The organism is Afifella aestuarii (genome assembly GCF_004023665.1).
GTDB lineage: Bacteria > Pseudomonadota > Alphaproteobacteria > Rhizobiales > Afifellaceae > Afifella > Afifella aestuarii.
In genome coordinates, this window is record NZ_SAUF01000005.1 from 479,276 (window position 1) to 495,951 (window position 16,676).

The following is a 16,676-nucleotide window of genomic DNA, read 5'->3' on the forward strand; positions in this document are numbered from 1 at the left end:
GCGTGGCTTCCATCCATCCAAGCGCGATCGTCGCCGACGGCGCGAAGCTCGCCGAAGACGTCGAAGTCGGTCCGTTCTGCGTGGTCGGGGCCGGGGTTGAACTCCGTTCCGGTGTCGCGCTGCGCTCGCATGTCGTCGTCGACGGTGCGACGACGATCGGCGAATGCACCACGATCTTTCCCTTTGCGTCGGTCGGCATGCCGCCGCAGGACAAGAAATTCCAGGGTGAAGAAAGCCGCCTAGAGATCGGTGCGCATTGCGTTATTCGCGAGCATGTGACGATCAATCCCGGGACGGAGGGTGGCGGGCTCGTCACGCGCATCGGCGATCGCTGTCTGCTTCTCGTCGGAGCGCATGTCGCCCATGATTGCATCATCGGCAATGACGTAATCCTGGTGAACAATGTGCTCCTCGGCGGGCATATCTCGATTGCTGATTTCGCCATCATCGGCGGCGGCGCGGCTCTGCACCAGTTCGTGCGTGTCGGCGAACATGCCTTTGTCGGCGGAATGTCGGCAGTCGAGAACGACGTGATCCCCTTCGGTTCCGCCATCGGCAATCGCGCCAATCTCGGAGGGCTGAATATCGTCGGCCTGAAGCGGCGCGGTTACGAGCGTGAGGCCATTCATTCCTTGCGGCGGGCCTACCGGCTCCTGTTCGCGCAGGAAGGTACGCTGCACGAGCGCCTGCGTGATGTGGCGCAGGAATTCGCCGACGATGCCAATGTCCAGAAGATCGTATCGTTCATCGAGGAGGGCGGAAGCCGCGCCATCTGCACGCCGCGCGGAGGCCGCGAGGTCTGAACGTGGTGGAGATGTCCAAGGGCGGTCCGCTTGGTATCCTGGCCGGCGGCGGGGGACTTCCCAACTTGGTGGCGCAGGCGGCCGCGCGCGCAGGGCGTCACCCGTTGATCTTTGCCCTTGCCGGAGATGCTGAAGAGCGCAAGACGACCGGCTTCCCGGTTTTCCGCATCCGGTGGGGTGAGATTGGCCGCCTGGAGCGTTTGCTCAAGGAGCACGATTGCAAAGAGGTGGTGATGGTCGGTGCTGTGAAGCGGCCGGAGATCAAGGACATCCGTCCAGATTTCGGCGCTTTGCGGCTGATGCCGCGCATCATAAGTGCCATTCGCTCCGGCGATGACAGCGCGCTCAAATCTGCAGCCGGCATCTTCGAGGAGTACGGCGTAGAGCTTCTCGATCCCCTTTCAGTTGCACCTGAACTTGCCTGCCCGCCCGGTCTTCTCGTCGAGGGAAGGGTGGCGCTCGATACCGATGAGCTTGCCAAGGCTGCAGAGGCCGCGCGCATGATCGGCGATCTCGATATCGGGCAGGCGGCGGTCGCATGCGGGCGCCGCGTGGTGGCGCTCGAAGGTGCGGAAGGCACCAACGGCCTCTTGTCACGCGTGCGGGAAATGCGGCTGACGAAGCGCATCCCGAGGCATGGTGGGATTCTGGTGAAATGCATGAAGCCGAGCCAGGACCCGAGGCTCGATATTCCGACCATAGGCCCGGAGACGGTGGAAATGGCTCGTGAGGCGGGCCTTGACGGAATCGCGTGTGAGGCGGGCCGCACCATGCTCGTTGGCCGCGATGAGACGTTCGCGGCCTTTCGTGCGGCCAGGCTCTTTCTCTACGGCATTCGCCGACGCCCATGACCGCGCGTCCGCTTCGCATCGCCCTCGTCGTCGGTGAAGCTTCGGGTGATCATCTCGGCGCCGCTCTGCTGAAAGAGATCCGCTCCCGGCATCCCGAGACGGTGTTTTTCGGGGTCGCGGGTGAGCGTATGACAGACGCTGGCGTCGAGAGCCTGTTCCCGCTCGGCGATGTGGCCGTGATGGGCTTTGCCGCGGTCGTTGCACGTCTCCCGCGGATCATCGGCCGCGTTCGGGAAACCGTCGATCATATCGTGGCGGAGCGACCGGACGTTCTCGTCATCATCGACAGCCCAGGTTTTACGCAAAGCGTCGCAAAGCGCGTCGCGCGCCAGCTCCCCGATCTTCCGATCGTCAATTACGTATCACCCTCCGTCTGGGCCTGGCGTCAGGGGCGGGCGCGCAAGATGGCGCGTTACATCGATCACGTGATGGCCCTGCTGCCGTTCGAGCCGGAGGTCCACAAACGTCTGGGCGGGCCGCCTTGCACCTATGTCGGCCATCCGTTGATCGAAAACCGTGAGAAACTGCGCCCGGCGTCTGGAGAAAGGGCCGGCCTCGATGCCGAACCGCACGTTCTCATTCTGCCGGGCAGCCGTCTCAGCGAAGTGAAGCGGCTGATGGAGCCGTTCGGTGAAACGGCGCGCCTGATCGCGCAGTCAAAGCCCGACGTGCGTTTCGTGTTACCGGCGGTCACCCATTTGCGGCCGGAGATCGAAAGGCGCGTGGCGGATTGGCCTGTGAAGGTGGATCTGGTCGTCGGCGAAGAGGCAAAGCTCGCGGCCTTCCGACAGGCGAGCGCCGCGCTCGCGGCCTCTGGAACCGTGACGCTCGAGCTTGCGCTCGCCAAAGTGCCGATGGTTGTCGCCTACCGTGTGGAATGGCTGGCGCGCAGCCTCAAATGGCTTTTGAACGTGCATTCGATCGTGCTCGCCAATCTCGTGCTCGGCGACAATACGGTGCCTGAGTTCCTGGACGACGCCGGCTCTCCCGAGGTGCTCGCCCGAGAGATTCTTGCGCTGTTGGAAGAGGGGCCGGCACGTAAGGCGCAGATGTCCGGTTTCGCGCGCCTCGATGCGCTGATGGAAACGCCGGATGGCCAGACGCCGAGCGAGCGCGCGGCGGATATCGTTCTCGACTATGCGCAAAAAGGAAAGGCGGCCAGTGGCCGCCTTTCCAGCATTTCGCAGTGAGGCGAGGAGGCCTCAGGCTTTCCGATCGGACAGATTGACGTAATCGCGCTTGGGCGAGCCCGTGTAGAGCTGACGCGGACGGCCGATGCGCTGGCTCGGATCCTCGATCATTTCCTTCCACTGGGCAATCCAGCCGACGGTGCGAGCGACGGCAAAGAGAACCGTGAACATCGTCGTCGGGAAGCCGAGGGCCTTCAGCGTAATGCCCGAATAGAAGTCGATGTTCGGGTAAAGCTTCTTTTCCAGGAAATACTCGTCGGTCAGCGCGACGCGTTCGAGCTCCATGGCCACATTCAGAAGCGGATCGTCCTTGACGCCGATTTCTTCGAGAACCTCGTGGCAGGTGCGCTGCATGATGCGCGCGCGCGGGTCGTAGTTTTTGTAAACCCGGTGCCCGAAACCCATGAGCCGGAACGGGTCGTTCTTGTCCTTCGCACGACCCACGAACTCCGGAATCCGCTCCGGCGTGCCGATCTCCTGCAGCATGTTGAGGGCGGCCTCATTGGCGCCGCCATGCGCCGGGCCCCAAAGGCAGGCAATGCCCGCAGCGATGCAGGCGAACGGATTGGCGCCCGAGGAGCCGGCAAGGCGTACCGTCGAGGTGGACGCGTTCTGCTCGTGATCGGCGTGGAGGATGAAGATCCGGTCCATGGCGCGCGACAGGATCGGGTCGACCTCGTATTCCTGGCAGGGAACCGCGAAGCACATCCGGAGGAAGTTCGACGCGTAATCGAGGTCATTCTTCGGATAAACGAACGGCTGGCCGATATGATATTTGTAGGCCATCGCCGCGATGGTCGGCACCTTGGCGATCATTCGCAGCGATGCGACCATGCGCTGATACGGATCGGCGATATCGGTGGAGTCGTGATAGAAGGCCGACATGGCACCGACCATGGCCACCATGATCGCCATCGGATGCGCGTCGCGCCGGAAGCCCTGGAAAGAGCGGGACATCTGCTCGTGCACCATCGTGTGGTGCGTGACGCGGTAGTCGAAGTCTGCTTTCTGCTCCTTCGTCGGCAATTCACCGTAGAGAAGCAGGTAGCAGGTTTCGAGAAAATCGCCGTGCTCGGCAAGCTGCTCGATCGGGTAGCCGCGGTAAAGAAGGGTACCTTCGTCACCGTCGATGTAGGTGATTTCAGATTCGCAGGCGGCCGTTGAGGTAAAACCAGGATCGTAGGTGAACCGCCCTGTTTCTCGATACAACGATGAGATGTCGACGACCGATGGCCCGATTACTCCCTCGCGAACCGGGAAGTCCCAGTTCTCGTTACCGATGCTCAAGGTCGCCTTGGAGTCGCTCATACACTTCACCCCTTTGTGGATCGACACAAGACTCCAGCATGCGCAACTTGGGCTGCGCCTCCCCCCGGAAGAGTCCGCGTCGTGGATGTTTAGCTGTCCGAGTGCTATCGGCTTTTGCGCTGCACCGCAAGATGAGAGCAGGCGCTGAGCTTACGTGAAGGGCAGGGCGTTGCCTGAGGTGGCAGCGCCCCACCATGAAGCTTACGCAGCGCTCGCCTGATCGCCGATGCGGGCGAGCGTCTCGTCGCGTCCAAGGGCGAGCATCACGTCGAAGATCCCTGGCGAGGACGTCGAACCTGTCAGTGCAGCGCGCAGCGGCTGTGCGAGCTTGCCGAGCTTGACGCCCTCAGATTCTGCGAGATTACGCACCGCTTCTTCGAGGGGGTCGGTTTCCCATGCGCAATGGCTGAGGGCATCGCGCAGAAGACCGAGGCGACGGCGAGCATCGTCGTCGAGAAGGCCTGCTGCCTTGGTGTCGAGCGTCAATGGCCGCGCCGCAAACAGGAAGGCCGCGTTGTTGGCCAGTTCGACCAGCGTCTTCGCACGCTCTTTGAGACCCGGCATGAGTTGCATGAGCTGCGAACGCTGCGCCGCACTCAACTCTGCGGGAAATGCCGGCGGCGTCTCCATCTCGGGGAGGATCTTGAGCATGTCGGCAACGAGCCGCTCGTCGTCCGCCTGGCGGATATAATGGCCGTTCAGATTTTGCAGTTTGACGAAGTCGAAGCGCGCCGCGCCCTTGCCGATCGCGTCGAGATCGAACCATTCCGTCGCCTGCTCGGAGGAGAAGATCTCCTCGTCGCCATGGCCCCAGCCGAGGCGTGCGAGATAGTTGCGGAGCGCCTCGGGCAGGTAGCCCATCGCCCGATACGCTTCGACGCCGAGCGCCCCATGACGTTTGGAGAGTTTGGCGCCGTCCGGACCGTGAATGAGCGGGATATGCGCCCATTGCGGCACCTGCCATCCGAGCGCTTCGTAGATGATGCCCTGTCTGGCGGCATTGGTGAGATGGTCGTCGCCGCGAATGACGTGCGTGACACCCATATCGTGATCGTCGACGACGACGGCCAGCATGTAGGTGGGCGTTCCGTCCGAGCGCAGGATGATGAAATCGTCGAGGTCGCGGTTCGGGAACGTGACGCGGCCCTGAACGTGATCTTCGATGACCGTTTCTCCGTCCTGCGGAGCCTTGATGCGGATGACCGGCTTGATGCCTTCCGGCGCTTCGGACGGATCGCGGTCGCGCCAGCGCCCGTCATAACGGGGCGGGCGACCCTCGGCGCGTGCCGTCTCGCGCATCTCCGCCAGCTCTTCCTGGGAGGCATAGCAGCGATAGGCGTGGCCGCTCTCAACGAGCTGCCAGGCCACCTCGGCATGGCGGTCCATGCGGGCGAATTGTGAGATCGGTTCACCGTCCCAATCGAGGCCGAGCCAAGAGAGCCCGTCCAGGATGGCCGCAATGGCAGCATCGGTCGAGCGCTGGCGATCGGTGTCCTCGATCCTGAGCAGCATTTTACCGCCGCGGCCCCGCGCATAGAGCCAGTTGAAGAGCGCCGTGCGTGCGCCGCCAATGTGCAAAAAGCCGGTTGGCGAGGGAGCAAAGCGGGTAATCGGATGAGATGACATGGTGGTTTTGGCTGGCAAAAGGGCGGGGCGATTGGTGGATGCCCGGCCCGCGTGTAAGATGGCCTCGGTCTAGCCACAGCGCCGGGTGCTTGCAAGCATGGAACCGAGCGGCGGACAGTCAAGCGCGGCGGATGGGGTGCGGCCTTCGCAGGACGATCGCCGTATCGAACGCTTCGTGCCGCCTGGCCGGCTCAGGCGCTTCCGCTACGGCGTGGCGTCTCACACCGCGCATCTCAGAGCGCAAGCTGCTCGCGATTTCGAGGAGCGGCGCGGCTTTCTCTTTCTGGCAGTCGGCTTTTCTTGTGGCGCGGCCACCTATTTCATTTTGCCGCGCGAGCCTTTGCTTTCCGCGCTTCTGCCCGCAACCTTGACTACGGCGGGTGCCGCATGCCTCGCGTGGTGGCGCGGTGGTGGCGCCTATCCGTTGGTGTTCCTCGCCTGTTTTCTGGCCGGGATGTCCGCAGGCAAGCTTCGCGTTGAAAGCCTTCGCGCGCCGGTGCTCCAACATCCGCTGAGCACTGAAGTGACCGGCCGGGTGGTGGCTGTCGAAACCCGCGCTGAACGAACGCCGCGGGTCGTCCTCGACCATGTGCGCATTGAGCGTCTTTCGGCCGAAGAGACGCCGCACAGGGTCCGGCTCACCTTGCGCACCGATCTGCCGCCGATTGGCGCAAGGGTGAAGGGGGCGGCGCGGCTGGCACCGCTGCCGGGCCCGGCGATCCCTGGGGGCTACGATCCTGCTCGGGCGGCGTTTTTCGATGGGATCGGCGCGTCGGGTTTTGTCTTCGGCATTCTGACGGTCGTCGAACCACCGAGCGGCGTCCATGTGTTCCTGGCGATTGCGGCCATCCGCCGAGCGATCGCAGAGCGGATCACCGACGCGGTGGCAGGCCCGCCCGCCGCAATCGCGGCAGCACTTCTCGTCGGCGATCGTGGCCAGATCGCGGATGCGGACGTCGACGCTCTGCGGATCGCGGGGCTTGCGCATATTCTAGCAATTTCGGGCCTGCATATGATGCTGATCGCCGGCACGGCCTTCTGGCTCGTGCGTGCGGTGCTGGCGTTGTCGGAACATGTGGCGCTCGTTCTCCCGATCCGAAAAATTGCAGCGGCCGTCGCGCTCGCAGTCGGCGCCTTCTATTTGTCGATCTCCGGCGGAAACGTGGCGACGATCCGCGCCTTCGTGATGCTTGCGGTCATGCTTACGGCCGTTTTTCTGGATCGTCCCGCTCTCTCGCTACGCAACCTCGCGATTGCAGCTTTCGTGGTCGTCGCGCTCCAGCCCGAGAGTGTGCTCGAACCGGGGTTCCAGATGTCCTTTCTGGCCGTCGCCGCCTTGGTGGCAGCCTGGGAAGCCTGGCGCGACCGTCCGCGCCAGGATCTTGCTGAACCTGCCCGCGGGCTCTGGCGGCTTCTCCGCAGGCCTGCCGTGGCGATCGGTGCCGTCGGCTTGACCACGCTCGTCGCCGGTCTCGCCACATCGCCGTTCGCGGCTTTCCATTTCGGACGGCTCGCGTCCTACTCGCTCCTCGGCAATCTCATTGCGATGCCGCTCGTCTCGCTCATCGTGATGCCGGCGGGGCTCATCAGCCTGATTGCGATGCCGTTCGGTCTGGAAACCGTGCCGTTGACCGTCATGGCCTGGGGCATCGATCTCGTCCTCGCTTCGGCGCATTTCGTAGCGTCATTGTCGGGCGCCACCGTTATCGTCCCGCCGTTTCCCGCGATCGCGCTCATTCTGATGTGCGGCGGGCTTCTGTGGCTCAGCCTCTGGCGCTCGCAGCTGCGCCTCTACGGCGTCGCACCACTCTTGCTGGGGGCGCTGCTTGCATGGCTTCTCGGCGCCAGGCCCGACCTTCTGGTGGATGAGGCGGGGAGGGCGGTTGCTGCCCGTGACGTCGCCGGACACCTCCAAATCGTCGGTGCACGGCAAGGCTCCTTCCTTGACGATGTCTGGCGGGAGGGCGAGCCGGAGGCGGAAGCCGCGGGAACTTCAGGCTTTCGTTGCGACGCCGAAGCCTGCGTTCTGAAGATGCCCGAAGGACTGACCCTCTCGCGCGTCACCGATCCGGTGGCCTTTTCGGAAGATTGTCGTCGCGTCGAGATTATCGTCACGCAGCTGCGCGCGCCAAGAGATTGCGCGGCACGCATCGTCATCGACCGCACCGCGCTCGCCACCCATGGAGCGCACGCTCTCTTTATGGAAATCAACCCCCCGGACGGTGTGGCTCCGCACCTTGACCTTCGCACATCGCGCCCATCCATCCGGCGACCGTGGCAGGGGTCGCCGGCCCTCAGATGACGTCGAGGCCAGAAAGGCTGAGAAGCGCTCAGTAGCGGCGCAAAAGCCCTACGAGGCGACCCTGGATGCGGACCCTGTCCGGACCGAAGATGCGGGTCTCGTAGGCGGGGTTGGCAGCCTCAAGCGCGATCGATGCGCCTTTGCGGCGCAGCCGCTTCAAGGTCGCCTCTTCGTCGTCGATCAGCGCCACCACCACATCTCCGCTGTCGGCACTGTCCTGACGACGGATGACTACGGTGTCCCCGTCGAGAATGCCGGCCTCGATCATGGAATCGCCGCGCACCTCGAGCGCGAAATGCTCGCCCTTCGAAAGGAGGTCCGGCGGCACGACGATGGAATGGCTCTGATTCTGAATGGCGGAGATCGGAACGCCGGCCGCAATCCGCCCCATGACCGGGACGCTCGCGCCTCGCTCACTCTCTTCGATGGCTTCTTCTTCAGCGGGTTGGGGCGCCTTGCCGAGCCGGCCTTCGATCACGCTCGGCGTGAAGCCACGCTGCTGCGGTCGCCCGAAACTCGGATTGACCGCATCGGGGAGGCGCAGAACTTCAAGCGCGCGTGCCCGATTCGGCAGCCGCTTGATGAAGCCACGCTCTTCCAGGGCGGTGATGAGGCGATGAATTCCGGATTTCGACTTCAGATCGAGCGCGTCCTTCATCTCGTCGAACGAGGGCGGGACGCCCGATTCCTTCAGTCTTTCGTTGATGAAGAGCAGAAGCTCGAGCTGCTTCTTTGTCAGCATTGCCGTCCCCTCGCGATGCGAGTCGCGTCTCGTGTACAAATCACGAACGCACACTACCTGTTCATGGCGTGTTCCACAAGTCTTGGGGGCCCTGCGGGAGGTTACGAGAGGGCTTGCGCGAGATCGATGACGGCAACCACATCGCCCGCCCGGGCCGCCGGAGCAAAGGGAGGGCGAATGATGAGGGCGTCCGAACGGGCAAGCGTCGCAAGAAGAGACGAATCCTGCTCGTCAGCGACCGTGACGGCTGTCCGCCCCTGCCACTCAACGAAGCGCGCCCGTAGATATTGCTGGCGGTTGCCGACCTCAGGCAACGCTGCTGCGAGCGGCAACAGGCGCGTTGGCTCGCCGCCTTCGGCGCCCTGCATCGCCCCGATAAGAGGCTTCAGAAAGACGAGTGCGCAAATGAGGGCGGAGACGGGGTTTCCGGGCAGGCCGAGCACCCGGGTGCGCCCGAGCGTACCAAACATGACCGGTTTGCCCGGCCGCATGGCGACGCGCCAGAAATCGACCTTGAGACCTTGTTCGGAGAGCGCCGGTTGGACGAGATCGTGGTCACCGACCGAGGCGCCGCCGATCACCACAAGGATATCGGCGTCCGCCGCGCCTGCTGCAGCATCGGCAATCGCCTGTTTGTCGTCGACGGCGACACCAAGATCCCGTGCGAGACCGCCACAGGCGGAAACCATCGAGGCAATCGCCACGCCGTTCGAAGAGACGATCTGATCTGGGCCCGGCTCTTCTCCGGGTTCGACGAGTTCATCGCCGGTCGAAAGGATGGCCACGATTGGCCTCTGGCGTACCGGAACGATTGCATGGTTCATCGCTGCGGCAAGCGCCGTTTCGCGGGTTCCGATCCGGCGTCCGGCATGAAGAAGCGTCTCGCCCTCCCGGAAGTCGAAGGCCGCGGCGCGTATGTGCCGGCCTGCCGCCACCGGCTCCAGAACCTCGATGCGGTCGCCGTCGGCGCCGGCGTTTTCCTGAATGAGGATGGCATCGGCCCCGTCGGGGACAGGCGCTCCGGTGAAGATGCGAACCGTCTCCCCCATGCCGAGAGTTCCGGCAAAATGGGAGCCCGCGCGTGCTTCGCCGATCTGGCGCAGCCATGCGCCTGAGGGCGTATCCTCAGCGCGTACGGCATAGCCATCCATCGCAGACGCACGGAACGGCGGTTGGTTACGTCTCGCTGCAAGATCGCGCGCAAGCACCCGGCCGCGTGCTTCCGTCAGGGGGACACTCTCTTCCCCGAGACGCGTGACGCCTTTGAGCATGCGGGCAACGGCATCCGCGACGGAAATCAGGCTCATCGGTCGGAACGCCAATCGCCGGAAGCGCCGCCGCTCTTCTCCTCCAGGCGAATGTCGCCAATCGTCATGGCTCGATCGACGGCCTTCGCCATGTCGTAGATGGTGAGACAGGCGACGGAAACCGCTGTGAGCGCTTCCATTTCAACCCCCGTCCTGGCATCCACGCGTGCCATCGCACGCACCAGAAGCCCGGGAAGCTCCTCCTCGGGCAGAATATCGACGGCGATCTTCGACAAAGCCAGAGGGTGACAGAGCGGGATGAGATCGGAAGTGCGCTTGGCCGCCATCACGCCGGCAATACGCGCCGTCGCGATGACGTCGCCCTTCTTCATGTCGCCCTCGCGAATGAGGCGCAATGTCTCCGGCGCCATGCGAACGCTTCCGCTCGCGACGGCGATGCGCGTCGTCACCGCCTTGTCTCCGACATCGACCATTTCCGCGCGCCCATCGTCGGAAAGATGGGTGAGGTGATCTTTCATTCGGCGGCCTGCGAAGCCGGCGAGGCGAGGAGCCGGCGGGTTGCCTCGGCCACGTCGTCGGAGCGCATCAAGCTTTCGCCGACGAGGAAGGCGTGGATGCGGCAGGCTTTCAGGCGAGCGATATCCGCAGGCGAAAAAATACCGCTTTCTCCGACGATTAGCCGATCTTCCGGAATCAGTTTCGCAAGCCGTTCGGAGGTCGCCAGGTCGGTGTGAAAACTGCGCAGATCCCGGTTGTTGATCCCGATCATTGGCGAAGCCAGGGTGAGCGCGCGCTCGAGCTCCGGCTCGTTATGGACTTCGATAAGCACATCCATGCCGTATTCGAAGACACTGTCTTCGAGGGCTTTTGCTTCATCGTCGGAGACCGCAGCCATGATGATCAAGATGCAGTCGGCCCCCCAGGCGCGTGCCTCAGCCACCTGATAGGGCGTGAACATGAAGTCCTTGCGCAACGCCGGCAGGGAGACGGCCGCGCGTGCCGAGGTCAGGAATTCTGGCGCCCCCTGGAAGGACGGGGCATCGGTCAGAACGGAAAGACAGGCGGCGCCGCCGTCCTGATAGGCTTGTGCAAGTTCAGGCGGATTGAAATCCGGCCTGATCAATCCCTTCGAGGGACTCGCTTTTTTTATCTCGGCGATAAGGCCGGGCTGGTCCGCCTCTGCCTTGCGACGCAGAGCGGCCAGAAAACCGCGTGGCGCTTCCTGATCGGCGAAGCGGGCTTTGAGCTCCTGAAGCGGGATGGCAGCCTCCGCGGCTTCGATCTCTTGCCGCTTGTAGGCTTCGATTTTCTTGAGGATGTCGTTCACGAGGCTGGCGCCGCTTCGTTGGAGACACGCAGGAGCGCTTCGAGCGCAGCTTTTGCCTTGCCGGAATCGATCGATTCCTCGGCCATGTCGGCGGCTTCCTCGACGAGCTCGGACTTGCCAGCGACGATCAAAGCGGCCGCCGCATTGGCGACGACCACATCGCGGTAAGGACCGAGCTCACCGTCGAGAAGATCGCGCAGGGCGGCCGCGTTTTCCTCTGCCGTGCCGCCTTTCAGATCCTCCGGCAGCGCTTCTTTGACATCGAAATCCTGCGGATGGACCTCGAAGGTGCGAACATGCCCTTCCTTGAGCTCCGCGACATAGGTGCGTCCGGTGGTCGACACCTCGTCGATGCCGCCGGCATCGCCATAGGTGCCGTGCACCACCCATGCCGTTTCCGCGCCGAGATTTTTTAGCGCGTTGGCAATGGGTTCGACCCATTCCTTGGAGTAAACCCCGAGCATGTAGCGCTTCACCTTGGCCGGATTTGCAAGGGGTCCGAGGATGTTGAAGATCGTTCGCGTGCCGATTTCGACACGAGAAGGACCGACGTGGCGCATGGCGGCATGATGGTTTGGCGCGAACATGAAGCCGATGCCGGCCTCGCGGATACAGCGTGCGATCCCTTCGGGCTTGAGATCGACATTGACGCCGAGTGCCGTTAGGCAGTCGGCGGCGCCCGAGCGTGAGGAAAGGGCGCGGTTGCCGTGCTTGGCGACAGGAACGCCGACACCTGCAACGACGAGCGCTGCACCTGTCGAGATGTTGTACGTGCCGGAGGCATCGCCGCCCGTGCCGACGATATCGATGGCGCCTTCGGGAGCCTCGACCGGCGTCATGCGAGAGCGCATCGATGTGACGGCGCCGGCGATCTCCTCGATCGTTTCACCGCGCACTCTGAGGCCCATCAAGACGGCACCGATCTGTGTCGGCGTCGCTTCGCCCGACATCATCACGTCGAAGGCCTGCTGCGCTTCGGCTTCGCTCAGGCTTTCACGATTGGCCAGCTTGGCAATCAGTGGCTTGAGATCGCTCATGAGAGCACCTTGGGGCTGGCGTCTGCCGCGCCCGTCGTCTGACGGAAGCTTGCGGCGAGCTTCAGGAAATTGTCCAGGATGCGATGACCGTGTTCGGAGGCGATGCTCTCGGGGTGAAACTGCACCCCGTAGACCGGATGAGACCGGTGCTGCACGCCCATGATCACGCCATCGGCTGTATGCGCCGTCACCTCGAGGCTCTCCGGCATGCTCTCCGGCAAGATAGTGAGAGAGTGATAGCGGGTCGCCTGGAACGGTCCGTTGATGCCGTGAAAGACGCCCGCGCCCTCATGTTCGATGAGGGACAGCTTGCCATGCATGAGAGACGGTGCGCGCACCACTTCGCCGCCATAGGCCTGACCAATCGCCTGATGGCCGAGGCACACGCCGAAGATCGGCATGTGGCCGTTCGCCTTCTTGATCAAGTCCAGCGAAATGCCGGCTTCGTTCGGGGTGCACGGGCCGGGAGACAGAATGATGCCTTCGGGCTTTGCCGCGAGCACATCTTCCGTGGACCATTCGTCATTGCGCAGAACCTTTGTCTCGGCGCCGAGTTCGCCAAGGTAATGCACGAGATTCCAGGTGAAAGAATCGTAATTGTCGATGACGATGAGCATGGGCGGCTCGCGTTTGTCTGTCATCTGCACGGATTAGGCGGGGAGGGCGCGGCGGTCAAGAAACGCCGCGCCGCACGGATGCAAGTGGCCGCTCAGATGCCGGAGAGGCGCTATTGTCCGCGGCCGGCCTGGTTGGCGAAGCGGCGCGCCTCTTCTGCCGCCCGAAACAGCGCCTTTGCCTTGTTGACGCATTCCGCCTGTTCTGAATCCGGATCGGAATCGGCGACGATCCCGGCCCCTGCCTGAACATAGATGGTGTCGTCTTTGACGACCGCGGTTCTCAAGACGATGCAGGTATCCATGTCACCGTCGGCCGTGAAATAGCCGACGCAGCCGGCGTAAGGACCGCGCTTCGATTCCTCCAGCTCGTCGATGATCTGCATCGCCCGAATCTTTGGTGCTCCCGAAACGGTGCCGGCCGGAAACCCGCCCGCGAGGGCATCGATCGCGTCGCAATCCTTGCGCAGATCGCCTTCCACGTTGGAGACGATGTGCATCACCTGGCTGTAATGCTCGAGGAAAAATCTGTCGGTCACGTGCACCGAACCGATCTCGGCGACCCGCCCCACATCGTTGCGCCCGAGATCGAGGAGCATGAGATGCTCCGCGAGTTCTTTCGGGTCTGCCAGAAGCTCTTCGCCGAGGCGCTTATCCTCCGCCGCAGTGGCGCCGCGCGGCCGCGTGCCTGCGATCGGCCGGATGGTGACCTTGCCGGCGCGCGCCCGCACCAGGATCTCCGGGCTCGAGCCGACGATGGAGAAGCCGCCGAAATCGAGAAAATACAGAAACGGTGCCGGATTGACCCGCCGCAGAGCGCGGTAGAGTGAGAAGGCGGGAAGCGGAAAGGGCGTTTCGAAACGCTGCGACAGCACCACCTGAAAGATGTCTCCGGCGGCGATATATTCCTTCGCGCGGCGAACCTTCTCTTTGTAGGCTTCCGGAGTGGTGTTGGAGGTGGTGTCCGAAGCGAGCGGCACGTCGGCCGTTTCGACGCCGCGCTCCAGCGGTCGATCGAGCGCGTCGACGATTTCCGTGAGGAGATTGACGGCCGTTTCATACGCCGCCCGCGCCGGGACGCCGGGTGTCGGCCTGACGGGCGTGACGACGGTGAGCTCATCCTTGACCGCATCGAAGACGACAACGGCCTGCGGACGCATCAAGACGGCATCGGGCAGGTTGAGGCTGTCCGGCGGGACGTTTGGCAAACGCTCCATCTGACGCACCATGTCGTACCCCAGATAGCCGAAGACGCCGGCGCCCATCGAAGGCAGACCCTCCGGCACATCGACCCGGCTTTCGGCAAGGAGGGTGCGCAGAGCCTGCAGCGGCGGTTCGTCGAGCGGGGTAAAATCGTCAAGATCGGGCGCGTGTGCGATTGCGGCCTGGCTTCCCTCCGTCCTGAATATGAGATCAGGCTGAAGCCCGATCATCGAATAGCGCCCCCGCACGGCACCGCCTTCGACCGATTCCAGGAGGAAGGAATTGGCGCGCCCGGCGGCGAGCTTCAGAAAGGCGGAGACGGGTGTTTCGAGATCGGCAACGAGGCGGGTGTAAAGCAGTTGCGCTTTGCCCTCGCTGTAAAGCTGCTCGAAGGCGCCGAAGGGTGGCTCGACTTGCATGTTATTGCTGGCTTTCTCCAACGATCTGCCCGTAGATCGCCTGATTGACGGAGATCGATCGCTCGTTGATCAGATGGGCATTGTAGGCCTGCAAGAGGTCGCCGGCGATGGCTTCCCCGAGGCTGTCCCGCAATTGCGTGGCTCCTGCCGCTTCCTCGAAATACGCGGGCACGGTGACGCTGTCGACGTGCAGGAGGATCCGGTTCTGCGGATCTTTTCCTTCCGCGTTGGCCACGTGATTCTGCGGTCCGGCAAAGGCTTGCGCGACGGCATTCGGGCTGAGGGGGCTGTCGGGCTGCTGCGAGGCCGTGCGCGTCACACCTTCCGCCGTTTCGACGTCATTGCCGATTTCGGAGGCGATCTCGGATAGCGGTGTCCCGCTCTTGAGACGGTCGAACAGGGCATTGGCGCGGTCGCGGATACGGGTGGCGCGTTGATCGGCCTGCCATGCGGCGACGACCTCCGGCTTGACCTCATCTAGGGTGCGGTCGCGAGCCGGTGTGGTTTCGGTCACGTCGTAGAAATAGAACGTGTTCGTGCCGACGTGGATCGGATCGTTCTCGAGCCCGACATCGCTTTGAAAGGCGTCGGCGATCAGATCCCGGCCGCCCGGCACGGAGACTTCGTTTCCGTCCGGCCCGGTCCCGTCCGCAGCGACCGCGTCGATCTTCTGGTAGGGAAGGTCGAGCTTCTGGGCGACTTCCTGGAGCGTTGCGCCACCGGCGCGTTCGTCCTCGATCTGATCGTAGAGTGAAAGAACCTCGTTGGAGCTCTGGCGATCGGCCATCTCTTTTCGCAGTTCCGGCTCGACCGCAGAGAACGGTTGGGTGGAGCCTGCTTCGACATTCACGACCTTGATGATTGCCGGTCCGAGGCGGGCGTCCAGGACCGGAACCGTTGCCCCTTCCTCGGCGGTAAAGGCGGCGTCGGCGACGCTCTGGTCGACGATTTCGGCCTTTGATTTCAGGCCGAGGTCAACGGCTGTCAGATTTCTCTCGCTTGCAACCTCTTCAAGCGTCTTGCCGGAGGAGATTTCGTCGGCAGCCTTCTTGGCATCTTCAGGATCGTTGAGCCGCAGCTGGAGAACGCGCCGCCGCTCGGGCGTCGAAAAGCGTTGAGACTGGCTGTCGTATTCTTTCCTGACATCTTCCTCGGAAATGGAGGCAGGATCGGCGATGGCGGAAGGCTCGAGCGCGATGATGCCGAGGGAGCGGTATTCCGGCGCCCGAAATTGCGACTGATTGTCCTCAAAGAAGGCCTGAAGGGTTGCATCGTCCGGCTCGCCCACCGCTTCGATCGCGCTCGTATCGACGGTCACGTACGAGATCGTCCGCGCCTCGTTCTGATAGCGGTAGAAGGCATCGAGCATCGGCTTCGGCGCGCTGACGTCACCGGCTATGGCGGAGGCGATCTGCCGGCGCACCATGCGCTCGCGCATATCGGCGATATAGTCTTCTTCGCGTAGTCCCGCATTGGCGAGGAGGGTCCGGAAGCGCTGCCGGTCGAAGCGGCCACCAACCCCTTGGAAGGTCGGATCGGAGGCTATCTCCTGAGCGAGCTTATCGTCGGAGACACCGAGATTGTATTGTGAGGCCTGGTCGTCGAGGGCGGCTTCTGAGACGAGTTGCGAGAGAACCTGTTGAGGCAGGCCGATGTTGCGGGCCTGCTCCATCGTCATCACTTGGTTCATCTGCTGCGAGAATTGCTGCATGCGCTGGCGCAGCGCGCGGTCGAACTGGACCGCCGTCACCTCTTCGTCACCGACCGAGGCAAGCGTGCCCCGGCCATAGCCGCTGAACTGGTTCGCCACGCCCCAGATACCAAAGCTGACTACCAGCAGCCCCAGGAGCAGCTTGGCCATCCAGCCGCTTGTCGCTTGACGCATTCGATCGAGCATGGAACACCCTCGGCCCAACAAAAACGCCGGGCAAGAGCGCCCGGCCCGCGCATCATAGGCATCGGTCGGTGCCCTGCCAAGCACAGCGC

The 16,676-nt window shown here is 63.5% G+C and carries 14 protein-coding genes; 4 read left to right on the forward strand and 10 right to left on the reverse strand.

Features of this window, described 5'->3' with window-relative positions; genetic code table 11:
* Positions 1–2: 2 nt before the first annotated feature.
* Genes lpxA through lpxB form a run of 3 tightly spaced genes read left to right on the forward strand, consistent with a single transcriptional unit; the run spans position 3 to position 2,844 of the window.
* Positions 3–803 (forward strand): acyl-ACP--UDP-N-acetylglucosamine O-acyltransferase, encoded by an 801-nt coding sequence (gene lpxA, locus EO094_RS16365; protein ID WP_128293960.1) that lies wholly within the window; start codon positions 3–5, stop codon positions 801–803.
* An 11-nt stretch (positions 804–814) separates the two neighbouring features.
* Entirely contained in the window at positions 815–1,654 is an 840-nt protein-coding gene (locus EO094_RS16370) for an LpxI family protein (RefSeq protein ID WP_246008606.1), read from the forward strand.
* Complete coding sequence (lpxB, locus tag EO094_RS16375) at positions 1,651–2,844, forward strand: lipid-A-disaccharide synthase (RefSeq protein ID WP_128293962.1); 1,194 nt, start codon at positions 1,651–1,653, stop codon at positions 2,842–2,844. The genes EO094_RS16370 and lpxB overlap by 4 nt, the downstream gene beginning before the upstream one ends.
* Positions 2,845–2,856: 12 nt before the next feature.
* Here the strand turns inward: lpxB and gltA are convergent, their stop codons facing one another.
* Positions 2,857–4,152 (reverse strand): citrate synthase, encoded by a 1,296-nt coding sequence (gene gltA, locus EO094_RS16380; RefSeq protein ID WP_128293963.1) that lies wholly within the window; start codon positions 4,150–4,152, stop codon positions 2,857–2,859.
* A 201-nt stretch (positions 4,153–4,353) separates the two neighbouring features.
* Complete coding sequence (gene gltX / locus EO094_RS16385; protein WP_128293964.1) at positions 4,354–5,778, reverse strand: glutamate--tRNA ligase; 1,425 nt, start codon at positions 5,776–5,778, stop codon at positions 4,354–4,356.
* A 136-nt stretch (positions 5,779–5,914) separates the two neighbouring features.
* Here gltX and EO094_RS16390 point away from each other — a divergent pair, with 136 nt between their 5' ends.
* Positions 5,915–8,080: a ComEC/Rec2 family competence protein gene (locus EO094_RS16390; protein ID WP_164879700.1), complete on the forward strand. Its 2,166-nt coding sequence runs from the start codon at positions 5,915–5,917 to the stop codon at positions 8,078–8,080.
* 28 nt (positions 8,081–8,108) lie between these two features.
* Here EO094_RS16390 and lexA read toward each other — a convergent pair whose 3' ends face one another.
* From lexA to EO094_RS16430, 8 genes are all read right to left on the reverse strand, one after another.
* A complete protein-coding gene (lexA, locus tag EO094_RS16395) occupies positions 8,109–8,822 on the reverse strand; it encodes a transcriptional repressor LexA (protein WP_128293966.1) in 714 nt (237 codons plus the stop codon).
* Positions 8,823–8,923: 101 nt separating this feature from the next.
* Complete coding sequence (locus EO094_RS16400) at positions 8,924–10,129, reverse strand: molybdopterin molybdotransferase MoeA (protein WP_128293967.1); 1,206 nt, start codon at positions 10,127–10,129, stop codon at positions 8,924–8,926.
* Positions 10,126–10,608: a cyclic pyranopterin monophosphate synthase MoaC gene (gene moaC / locus EO094_RS16405; RefSeq protein ID WP_128293968.1), complete on the reverse strand. Its 483-nt coding sequence runs from the start codon at positions 10,606–10,608 to the stop codon at positions 10,126–10,128. The genes EO094_RS16400 and moaC overlap by 4 nt, the downstream gene beginning before the upstream one ends.
* On the reverse strand, positions 10,605–11,417 hold the full coding sequence (gene trpC, locus EO094_RS16410) for an indole-3-glycerol phosphate synthase TrpC (protein WP_128293969.1): 813 nt from the start codon (positions 11,415–11,417) through the stop codon (positions 10,605–10,607). The genes moaC and trpC overlap by 4 nt, the downstream gene beginning before the upstream one ends.
* Positions 11,414–12,454, reverse strand: a complete 1,041-nt coding sequence (trpD, locus tag EO094_RS16415) for an anthranilate phosphoribosyltransferase (protein ID WP_128293970.1) — start codon at positions 12,452–12,454, stop codon at positions 11,414–11,416. The genes trpC and trpD overlap by 4 nt, the downstream gene beginning before the upstream one ends.
* Complete coding sequence (locus tag EO094_RS16420; protein ID WP_128294316.1) at positions 12,451–13,071, reverse strand: anthranilate synthase component II; 621 nt, start codon at positions 13,069–13,071, stop codon at positions 12,451–12,453. The genes trpD and EO094_RS16420 overlap by 4 nt, the downstream gene beginning before the upstream one ends.
* Before the next feature lie 110 nt (positions 13,072–13,181).
* Positions 13,182–14,690, reverse strand: a complete 1,509-nt coding sequence (gene trpE / locus EO094_RS16425) for an anthranilate synthase component I (protein ID WP_128293971.1) — start codon at positions 14,688–14,690, stop codon at positions 13,182–13,184.
* Position 14,691: 1 nt separating this feature from the next.
* Positions 14,692–16,587 carry a SurA N-terminal domain-containing protein gene (locus EO094_RS16430; RefSeq protein WP_128293972.1) on the reverse strand — a complete coding sequence of 632 codons (1,896 nt, stop codon included), beginning with the start codon at positions 16,585–16,587 and terminating at the stop codon, positions 14,692–14,694.
* Positions 16,588–16,676: the final 89 nt, after the last annotated feature.